9 protein-coding genes and 1 tRNA gene are annotated in these 10,583 nt (G+C 34.3%); 8 read left to right on the top strand and 2 right to left on the bottom strand.

Features of this window, described 5'->3' with window-relative positions:
- Positions 1-341: 341 nt before the first annotated feature.
- The 7 genes from OZD63_RS04180 (at position 342) to dapA (ending at position 6,849) form a co-directional block, all read left to right on the top strand.
- A complete protein-coding gene (locus OZD63_RS04180) occupies positions 342-2,087 on the top strand; it encodes a type I secretion system permease/ATPase (protein ID WP_274979427.1) in 1,746 nt (581 codons plus the stop codon).
- A gap of 361 nt (positions 2,088-2,448) precedes the next feature.
- Positions 2,449-3,888 carry a hypothetical protein gene (locus tag OZD63_RS04175; protein ID WP_275008214.1) on the top strand — a complete coding sequence of 480 codons (1,440 nt, stop codon included), beginning with the start codon at positions 2,449-2,451 and terminating at the stop codon, positions 3,886-3,888.
- Between the two features lie 4 nt (positions 3,889-3,892).
- Positions 3,893-4,501 (top strand): hypothetical protein, encoded by a 609-nt coding sequence (locus OZD63_RS04170; protein ID WP_274979425.1) that lies wholly within the window; start codon positions 3,893-3,895, stop codon positions 4,499-4,501.
- Between the two features lie 4 nt (positions 4,502-4,505).
- A complete protein-coding gene (locus OZD63_RS04165; protein ID WP_264705397.1) occupies positions 4,506-5,321 on the top strand; it encodes a hypothetical protein in 816 nt (271 codons plus the stop codon).
- Positions 5,322-5,334: 13 nt separating this feature from the next.
- A tRNA-Arg gene (locus tag OZD63_RS04160) sits at positions 5,335-5,408 on the top strand.
- A 67-nt stretch (positions 5,409-5,475) separates the two neighbouring features.
- Positions 5,476-5,958 carry a single-stranded DNA-binding protein gene (gene ssb / locus OZD63_RS04155; protein WP_274979424.1) on the top strand — a complete coding sequence of 161 codons (483 nt, stop codon included), beginning with the start codon at positions 5,476-5,478 and terminating at the stop codon, positions 5,956-5,958.
- Positions 5,959-5,967: 9 nt separating this feature from the next.
- Positions 5,968-6,849, top strand: coding sequence for a 4-hydroxy-tetrahydrodipicolinate synthase (gene dapA / locus OZD63_RS04150; protein ID WP_275008202.1), 882 nt, complete (start codon positions 5,968-5,970; stop codon positions 6,847-6,849).
- A 38-nt stretch (positions 6,850-6,887) separates the two neighbouring features.
- Here dapA and ligA read toward each other — a convergent pair whose 3' ends face one another.
- Both ligA and OZD63_RS04140 read right to left on the bottom strand, forming a co-directional pair.
- Positions 6,888-8,885 carry an NAD-dependent DNA ligase LigA gene (gene ligA, locus OZD63_RS04145; protein ID WP_275008201.1) on the bottom strand — a complete coding sequence of 666 codons (1,998 nt, stop codon included), beginning with the start codon at positions 8,883-8,885 and terminating at the stop codon, positions 6,888-6,890.
- Positions 8,830-9,036, bottom strand: coding sequence for a hypothetical protein (locus OZD63_RS04140; protein WP_274979421.1), 207 nt, complete (start codon positions 9,034-9,036; stop codon positions 8,830-8,832). Before OZD63_RS04140 ends, ligA begins: the two co-directional genes overlap by 56 nt.
- Positions 9,037-9,099: 63 nt before the next feature.
- Here OZD63_RS04140 and gltX point away from each other — a divergent pair, with 63 nt between their 5' ends.
- Positions 9,100-10,422: a glutamate--tRNA ligase gene (gene gltX, locus OZD63_RS04135; protein ID WP_275008200.1), complete on the top strand. Its 1,323-nt coding sequence runs from the start codon at positions 9,100-9,102 to the stop codon at positions 10,420-10,422.
- The last annotated feature ends 161 nt before the right edge of the window (positions 10,423-10,583 follow it).

Raw genomic sequence — 10,583 nt, 5'->3', positions numbered from 1 at the left:
AAGATTTTCAATAAGTTGCTCATAATCCTAATTATAGTTAGCCTTTCATAAGTAGCGATGCAACAAAGCCATCCCAGTGTCAGCTACTTTCATGACACCATTTGCTGTGCAGTTTATCTTCAAAAATGAATGTTCGTACAGCTATAGAATGAATCGCGGTATGACGTAGCTTCGCTATAGGCAACGAAGGAAATATCAACTATACTTCTTTTTACCATTGTTTATATTTCCTATTCACATATATTAATATTTTACTCACTTAAAGTAAGCTAACTACCGTTATTAATATTTTTGTAATAAAAATTGTATATGGTGCATGTAATCAAATTAAGAGGAAGATTGTGGAAATTACGCCATCAATAAAAAAAGAATTGAAGCAAAGTACTCTATATGTTTGCCTAGAAAAATGCAAAAGTGCATTTTGGTTTATCTTTTGGTTTAGTGCGGGAATCAATTTATTAGTGTTATTCCTACCACTTTATACCTCTCAAGTGCTTGATCGGGTGATATCGAGCGAAAGTGTATCAACACTAACTATGCTGACAATTATCACTTTATCTGCATTTGCATGTTCTGCAATGCTTGAAACTTGTCGATATTTAGCAATGGCAAAAATAGGTGATTGGATCGATAAAACTGCAACACCAGATCTGATAGTAAGGTCAATCAGGCTAACGTCAGTGCAGAGCTCAACTTCAAGTGGTGAAGCAATACGAGATCTCGGAGTGATAAAAAATTTCATTACAGGAAATGGTATATTCTCACTGTTTGATACTCCATGGTCGTTAATTTACCTTGTTGTGATTTTCATGATACATACCTCCACGGGGTTTATAGCTATTACTGGAATTATTATATTAGTCTCTATGGCAATATGGAATGAACTTGCCACTAAACGAATATTACAAGAAACCAACGAAGAAACTATACGGAATATCAATGCTATAGATGTTGCAACAAGAAATGCAGAAGTGGTTGAAGCTATGGGCATGTCAGAATTCATAGTCTCTGATTGGTGTAAACGAAATGATCAGAATCGAGCAATGCAAATTAAAGCACAAAATCGCTCTAATGTAATTACTGGAATCACTAAGTTTTTGCGCTCAACTCTGCAAATATCAGTAATTGGAACAGGTGCATTACTTGCAATCACAGCTCATAAGACTGCCGGTAGCATCATCGCTGCTTCAATTTTAATGGGTAGAGTATTAGCACCATTTGATGCTGCGGTTCATACTTGGAAGTTTTTAAATCAGGCTAGAATGTCATATGGAAGGCTACAAAGACTTATATTAACATCGCCAAAAAGAGAGCAAACGATGGCTCTACCAGAACCTGAAGGAAAATTGGAATTTGATAGAGTATTTTTTACTCCTTATGGAAGCAATAAGCCGACAGTAAAAGGAATATCATTCATTATAGATCCTGGAGATGTAGTTGGTGTTATTGGTGCAAGTGCTTCTGGTAAATCCACTATCGCAAAATTAACTGTTGGTGTATGGAAGCCAATATCTGGTGTAGTCAGACTAGATGGCGCTGATGTATATACTTGGAATCGAGAAAATTTTGGTAATTATGTTGGCTACTTACCTCAGGATATTGAGTTATTTAACACTAGTGTCAAAGCTAATATTGCTCGCATGAGGCCAGATCCAAATCCTGAAGAAATAATCAAAGCAGCAAAAATTGCAGGAATACATGAGCTAATACTAAGCTTACCAAATGGATATGATACAACAATAGGAGGTCCTGGAGGAGTAACGCTCTCTGGCGGCCAAAAACAGCTTCTTGGACTTGCCAGAGCTTTTTATGGTCACACAAAACTTTTAGTACTTGATGAACCAAACGCTAACTTAGATAGCAATGGAGAGGCATGCTTAATTAATGCAATTGGCATTGCAAGAAAACAAAATACTACTACTGTTATCATCACTCACAAGCTACCGTTATTGTCCGTAGTTGATAAGGTGATCCTCATGTCAGATGGTGTCATTTACGCTATGGGACCAAAAGATGAGATTTTGAGCAAATTAGTTGCTCCATCATCAAGTACCACAGAAGATGAGCGCTCTTCAGCAAATGGTTAGTTTACTTACAATAAATTCTGTATCTGAAATAACAACTGTTCCAGAAAAATATATATTTCTTTACCATTAGAAATAATATTACAAGAATAGTAAATAGATTAATAACTCTTATTAATTAAAGTCTATCTGCAGATATAGCTAAAGTGGCTTAGGTTTACCTACAATTTGAAAAACAACAAATTCGTCTTAATGAATTTTCTTAATTTATTATCTAAATAACTTAATATTAGTGGTAATTTTATAAAAAAATTATAATATAAATAATGTTGCTGCGAAAATTTATAACAATATTTCCCTCTAACGTTTAATGAATTTCAATAAATTGCCTTTTTAATTCTAGATGAGTATATGCTTTGTTAATATGTTTAGTTCAAAATCCAAAAGTAAGTTTATGCTTTCTATTGGAGAAGAAGGCATAATGTTACTATATTTTAAAAATAATACTTTAAATAAAAGGTATTTTGTTAAGGGCAAAAACGATAAAGCAGTTTCCGATTTAATTTCATGTCTTTCGTCAGATAAAAAAGCACCTTTATACCTGGTGCTTAATCATGCAGATCAAAATTACTCGCTACAGTTTATTACAAGGGCAAACAAGATTAGTGCCTATCTATCAGCAAAAACAAAGATGGAGCATTTTTCTCGTAATAATGACATAAGTTCAGTTTTTTTGGTTGAGAAGCCAAACAAATTCAATCAAAACTGGTGCTATCTTCTTGTTTCATCAAAAGCAAAGCATTTAGTAGAATATTGGTTGAATGTGTTTATTGAGATAGGCTCCAACTTTAAGGGAATATTAATGTTTCCTATAGAAATAAGTAATATAACAAAAAAGATTCTACATAAAGATCCTAATAATTGGAAAATTATAGTTGCTGCAACTAAAACGGGAGGCTATAGACAAGTGGTTCTTAAAGAGAATAAAATGGTATTTACGCGCTTAACATCATTTACTAATGATAATTTACCAGGAATTATCGCTGGTGGAATATATCAGGAAGTGCAAGATACTATTCGATCCTTAACTAAGTTTGGGCTTGAAAAAAATAACCCTATCGACCTTTGTATCATAGTGTCAGAAGATATCAAAGCTAGTCTATCAGTCATAAATTTTTCAGAGAACAGTGTGAACATATTAACTCCATATGAGTTAGGCAAACTATTAGGAGCAGAACTAGCTATAAGTGAAAAAGATAACTTTTGCGATACCATAATTTTGTTTCATAGCTTTAAGAATAAATTAGCAGCTATTTTTAATACAAAGGAAACTAAAGAATTTTATCTATTCAATTACCTTTATTTAAACTCTCCTCGAATTTTTCTATACTTCGCCCTGGTTTTAGTTATAATGAATACCCTTTGTTTGCTAAATTTGTATTCAAATTTCAATGTCGCTGATAATTTATCAGCAAAGCAGAACACCTTAAATAACCAATTAACAAAACTTAGCCAAAGCTATAATGTAAAAAAAATAGATGAAATTTATGATTTTATTAATATCAATAATATTTTATCAAAAATAGAATACTCTCCTCTTACACAAGTTAAGTATGTAGAAAAGTTAAAAATACCAGGTATAGAGCTTCGATCATTTGAATGGAATTATAATGAGGCAAAAAGTTATATTACCACAACTTTAAAGTTTAATTTTCAATCCGGTAAAAATATTTCTCATCAATACGAGAAACTACGAAAAAATTTAAACGATAATTTTCGTACCTATGACATTAATATTTCTAGCTTACCTGCTGCTAAAGAGCAAAATCTATCTATTGATGTTGAAATAGGAGAGGCAATGTAGATTAATGACTATCTCTCAATTAAAAAGAAAAGCTACAATTCAGTTTATATCGTATTTGTTATTATCTGTTGGATTAATAGGGTTATTAACATATGTTGTTATCTATAACGAAAAGATTTATAATAAAAACCAAATTGCGATTGATAAAATACGTTCTATTAATTTACAGATTACTGGAATTCAAAAAAAGGAAGTTGTTCTAAATAAAAACCTAGATTTATGGAAAAAAATTTCTTCTTCAAATTTACATAGTAGCAGATACATTGCAAATTTAAATTTCGAGCTTAGCAAGTTATATAAAAAGTACTATATATTAGAACCTGAAATATCAATTTCTATACCCGAAGAAGTTGAGCCCCACAACAAAAGTGAACGCACAAAAGTAATAAAAAGTGAAGTGGTCCTAAATTTAAGCTCAATCAGCGATAAGCATATTTTTTTATTTCTACAGTCTATTCCAAATCTGCCCGGTTATGTTATGATTAAATCTCTTATTTTAAATAAGCAGAGAAATATTGATGCTGCAACTATGAATCAGATTTTGAATGGTAATATGATAGAGATAGTGAGAGCTAATATAGTCTTTGATTGGTATACTATATTAAGTAGATAAGGTGATGAACATAAAGCTGTTTTTTATTTTTACGCTACTCATTTCCAATGTTAATGCATATTGCAGTTGTGAAGATATCATAGAAAGCATAGAAATTTGTAAAGAGTATTCTTGCCGACAATATATTGGCAATGAAGATTTTATTGAGCATAAAATATTAGGATTAAATAGTGGAAATTTATGCGTATATATAGAAAAACAAGGTAATGATGAAATGGTTTGTCATCATTCTCAGTATGGAATGATGATAGAAAAAAGATATTTTGAAAGTATTCTTAAAGTTGGCAATCAAGAAATCGACGATTTTATTGATATAGCAAATTTGCGTGCAAAAGAGTGTTTCTTTATCAACAATCAAAAACTAAGCTATACAGATCGGGACGATATAATAAGAGAAGCAGTGGAAAGTGACTTTGACGTTTTGTCACAATATAGTAACGTAAAAAGCATTTTTTTTGATGAAGAGCCAGTTAATAGAATGGTCAATGAAATGGAAAAGTTCAATTTACGATCTTCAAGAGCTGTAAAAGAGGAGGTATCAGATAATTTCAACGGTAAGGTAGTGAGTTTAGACTCAATTTTATATCTTTCTCCCGATACATGGAAAATATGGGTAAATGGAAAACTGTTTATAAATACTCAGGATTTAAAAGTGCACTCAGTCACTGAAAATTATGTAACTTTTGTATGGACCGTAGATCAAAAAGCAATAAAAAAGCATGCGAATGATTCTCAAAATGTATATTTTGGATATGGGAGTATTATGTTTACGCTTTATCCAAAACAAAAATTTGACTTGGATGGCTTATCTATTAAATAACTTAAATATATATGCGCTTGTAGCTCAGTTGGATAGAGCGTTGCCCTCCGGAGGCAAAGGCCGTGGGTTCGAATCCCTCCAAGCGCACTTTTAATTAAATTTGACAATAGTATTTTCACATAAGATAATAAAAGGATTTATTTAGAGCATAATTATGTCTGGTGGTACCATAAACAAAGTCATACTAGTTGGTAATTTAGGAAAAGATCCTGAAATTAGGACTACACAAAATGGAAAAGAAATGGCAAGTTTTTCAATAGCCACGTCTGAAAGTTGGACTGACAAACTTTCCGGTATGCGCTCTGAAAAGACGGAGTGGCATAATATCGTAATTTTTAGTGAAGGATTAGTAAAAATCGTCAAAGACTTTGCACGCAAAGGCAGTAAAGTTTATGTTGAAGGTTCTTTGAGAACTAGAAAATGGACTGACCAAAACGGTGGTGAAAGATACACAACAGAGGTGGTTCTATATAATTTTAATAGCGCTCTTACTCTCTTGGATTCACGAAATAGTGCGCCAAATTCTGATTACAAGCCAAGTGAATACAAACAAGGTGAAACAGAACAACAAGATAAACACGAAAGTTTTGACAACGATAAAAAAGATGAACTACTCGACGATGAAATACCATTTTAACAATTTAAATTGAAATCTACATTTTTATGGACTGCTTGTGTTACTCCTTTTAATTGCAATGGGGGTAGCACAGATTATAGCAGTTTGCAGCGTTTACTGACAATGCAAGTTAAAGCTGAAAATGGCGTAGTGTTGCTAGGTAGCACAGGTGAGAGCCTATCGCTTACTGATTCTGAAAAGCGTACATTAGTTGAATTCGTATGTAAGCTAAAATTAAATACGAAAATTATAATTGGCGTACCAGGAGTGAATCTATATCAGACTCTTGAATGGCTTGATTTTTGCAAGGGTATGCCTATTCATGGCTATCTAATGACAACTCCCATTTATGCAAAGCCCGGAATTATGGGGCAGACTTTATGGTTTGAAAAGCTGCTTGAGAAAGCACATGTGCCGGTTATGTTTTACAATATTCCATCAAGAGCAGGAGTGAGTCTTCACGCTGAAACTGTACGCAACTTATCCAGCCACGAAAAATTTTGGGCTATCAAAGATTCAAGTGGTACTGTTGATACTTTAGCTCAGTATAAGAAAGTTGCACCAAATATTGAGGTCTTTTGCGGAGATGATGATATGATATCTGATATGGCCGCTTATGGTGCAGCTGGCCTGGTTTCCGTTGCTGCCAATGTTTGGCCACGCATAGCGCATGAATACGTTAAGAAGTGCCTCAATGGCAGGAACCCTCAGGCAGATATCTGGCAACAGGCTTGCGAAGCGTTATTTATTGCCAGCAACCCAATACCCACTAAAGCACTTTTGCATGATATTGGGCTCATAGAACATCAAACTGTCCGCCTACCACTCAGCACAGAAGACTTGCCTTCTGTTGAAAAATTGAGGCAAGTCAATAAAATGATTCTTGGATGGAAAGAATTGGCTACTCTCTAAATAATCTTGCAACTTTGATTTAATATACAATCCAAGTGTCATTTGAACACTCCCAAACTTATCACTTTATGCCACTGGTCTTCATCTAAAATTTCTACACCTAATTCCACTGCCTTTTTATATTTGGATCCTGGTTTTTCTCCTGCAACTAGGTAGTCAGTTTTAGCAGAAAGATGTGAGCTGACCTTTGCTCCTAGAGTTTTGGCTCTTACTTTTGCCTCTCCTCTACTCATAGCAAGTAGCTTACCAGTAAACACTATAATTTTATTATTTAAAACAGAGTTACTAGAGTTGGAGCTCACAGGAAGAATTTGAAGACAAGCAGTAAGATCATTTAACATTTTGATGTTATGTTCCTTAAAAAAAAATGATTCCAAAGATTCAGCCACTTTTTTTCCTATGCCGTCTATACCCACTAGCTCAGTATTATCTGATGACAGTTCAATCATCGAATTATACCAATTATCATAAGAAACATAATAATCTGCAAGCAACTCTGCTGCAACTTGGCCAATAAATCTAATACCTAAAGAAAATATAAACCTATCTAGAGTTATTACCCTTCTGCTTTGTATAGCATTTAATAAATGAGCTATTGATTTCTTGCCCCAACCAGACTGTTCTTCCAGATTAAATTCATCCAATCTTTCTTCTAAAGTAAAAATATCGGGAATTTGTTTTATCAGACCAAGGTCGTAAAAAAACTCTATCTGCTTATCACCAAGGCCAACAATGTCAAATGCATCTTTCGATACAAAATGCTTTAGTTTTTCTATTATTTGAGCTTTACAGGCAAATTCCTCAGGACATCTTACTGCAGCCTCTCCCTCAACCTGACGTACTTTACTACCACATTCAGGGCATACTTCAGGAAACACAAATTCAGGTGTATTTGGAAGACGAGAATCTCTGCTTACTTCAACGATCTGGGGAATTACATCCCCTGCCCTTTTGATTGTTACAATATCTCCCTCTCTTATGTCTTTACGTTTTATCTCATCTTGGTTATGCAGACTTGCTCTACTAACTAGCACCCCACCAATATTGACTGGCACTAAATCTGCAACTGGAGTTAAAACCCCTGTTCTGCCCACCTGTATAAATATCTTATTTAACTTTGTTTTTGCATAAACCGCAGAAAACTTGTATGCAAGTGCTGAGCGCGGTGCTTTGTGAGTATTCCCTAGACGATTTTGTAGTACCAAATCATTTACTTTATAGACTATTCCATCAATATCATAATCCAAGTTATAGCGACAGTTATAGACTTCGTTATAGAACTTCAGCATTCCATCCAAACTACTCGTTAAGGACTGATGCTCATTTACGCAAAAACCAAGTGCCTCAAGCCTATTTAGTATTTCACTTTGACTTTTCTCTGCTCCACCAATCAAAGAATAAGCAAAATATCTAAGAGGTCTGCTTGCTGTAATGTTTGCATCCAATTGCTTTAGAGAACCAGCGGCTGCATTTCGAGGATTGGCAAATTCATCGTTTTCATTTAACTTTAAAAAGTCGCTGTTACTGATGTATATTTCACCTCTTACTTCTAGTCTTCCTTGCACACCTTGCAAAAACTTAGGAAAGCCCTTTATTGTTGCAACATTGTGAGTGACATCTTCCCCTACAAAACCATCACCTCGAGTTGCAGCTTTAACAAATCTTCCATCCTCATAAATTGCAGAAAACGACAACCCATCAATTTTTGGTTCACATAATATCTCTATTTTGTCCTCAATTAAAAACCTCTTTATTTTAGACAAAAATTTCTCTACACCTTGTTCATCATAAGCATTCTCAAGGGAAAGCATAGGTTCTTGATGTTCCACCTTAGAAAACCTCTCATCAGGTGGAGCACCAACACTATCTTGCGTTGCATAAGCTTCTGGAAGTTGTGCCTCTATTTCAGCTAACTTTTTCTTCAGTTCATCATATTCAGCATCACTTATTTCTGGCTTATTTTTTTGGTGATACAAAACATTATGATAATTTATTTGATCTTGCAGTTTTTCTCTCATCTTTTTTAAGGTAGTCATGATACCAATATAATGCTACATTAGCCTTTGTCGTCAAGTTGTGAATTTTCTTGAATTTATCATATGGTCTTAATCCATCAAATATCAAAGGTGCCACAATGCTATAGCCATACTTATTCTTCTCTTGCTCAATTGTATTAGCAGATCTCACTTGCTTTAGCCATATGTTTATATAAAATTAAAATAAATTAGAGTAAACAATATTGCTATTTAAATGCTAACAAGATTCGCTCCAAGCCCAACTGGCTACCTCCACGTAGGAAACGTACGAACTGCTTTGGTTTGTTGGATGTACACACGTAATCAAAATGGAAAATTTTTACTCCGTTTTGATGATACTGACCTTCAGCGTTCAGATGTCAAATATATAAATGATATCATAGAAGACCTAAAATGGATTGGCATAGATTGGGATGCAAGTTTCAAGCAATCAGAGCGCTTTGAGCGTTATAACGAGGTGTTTTTGCAGTTAATAAAAGGAGGGCATATTTATGCATGCTATGAAACAAGGGAAGAGTTAGACATTAAACGAAAATTGCAGTTAAAACAAGGACTTCTCCCTGTATATGACAGAAGCGCGTTACTTCTAACTGAGCAAGAGAAAATTAGTTATGAGCAAGAAGGAAGAAGACCACATTTTAGATTTAAGTTGGATAGAAATGAAGTTGTTAAATGGAATGATGAAGTTAAAGGTGAAATAAATATTGCAACCAGTAGCATAAGTGACCCTGTGGTAAAAAGAGAAGATGGAATTTACACATACATGTTACCTTCTGTTATTGATGATGTTGACTTTAATGTAACCCATGTTGTACGCGGGGAAGATCATGTAACTAATACCGCAGTTCAGCTCCAAATGATTAAAGCATTAAAAGCGAAAATCCCTACATTTGCTCACCTTTCTCTGCTACATTTTGATGATAGCAAAATATCCAAGCGAACCGGCGTGCTGGACATTAAATCTATAAAAGAAGATGAAATTGAACCGATGGCACTAGTTAGTTATTTAGTGAAGCTCGGAACATCCAATCCAATTGAAGCTTGCGCCTGTATGCAATCTTTGATTGATTCATTTGACATTAAAAAATTTAGCTCAGCATGTACACAATTTAGCTTGAGTGAAGCATACAAGCTAAATTGCAAAGTGCTGCAACAAATGCCATTTGAAATTATACAAGAACGTTTAAATCAAATTGGAGTGGACTCCTCAGAGTTTTGGTATTTTATAAAGAACAATATAGAAAGGTTTTCTGAGGTGGCCAAGTGGTGGAAAATATGCAAATCCGATATAGAGCCTGTGATTCTTGATAAGGAGCTTATAAAAATTGCGTTCAATGCATTGCCCCAAGGTGATTGTAATGAAAACACGTTGTCAGAATGGGTCAAAACTATTCGACAAACAGTGGATATAAAGGCAAAAAACCTATTTACGCAGTTGCGTTCAGCTTTAACAGGAACAGAAACAGGACCAGAGCTCGCTAAACTATTAATTTTTATCGGCAAAGAAAATATCATTGCAAGGTTAAAAGAAAAGTGAAAACTAAAGAATTATAGCTAATGCAATCCCTACGTCATAGCGCGATTCATTCGCGGTATCCCTTAGCCGCTAACAAGCAGCGGGATGACGGTTGTCGTTTAGCCATAAACATTAAGAAATTTACCAAATGAAAAAAAAGGCAAAAGAAGCCCCGTGGTTAT

It is taken from the genome of Wolbachia endosymbiont of Drosophila leontia, assembly GCF_028981785.1.
Classification (GTDB): domain Bacteria; phylum Pseudomonadota; class Alphaproteobacteria; order Rickettsiales; family Anaplasmataceae; genus Wolbachia; species Wolbachia pipientis.
Note: the sequence above shows the minus strand (reverse complement) of the source record. Positions and strands in the feature narration are given on the sequence as shown.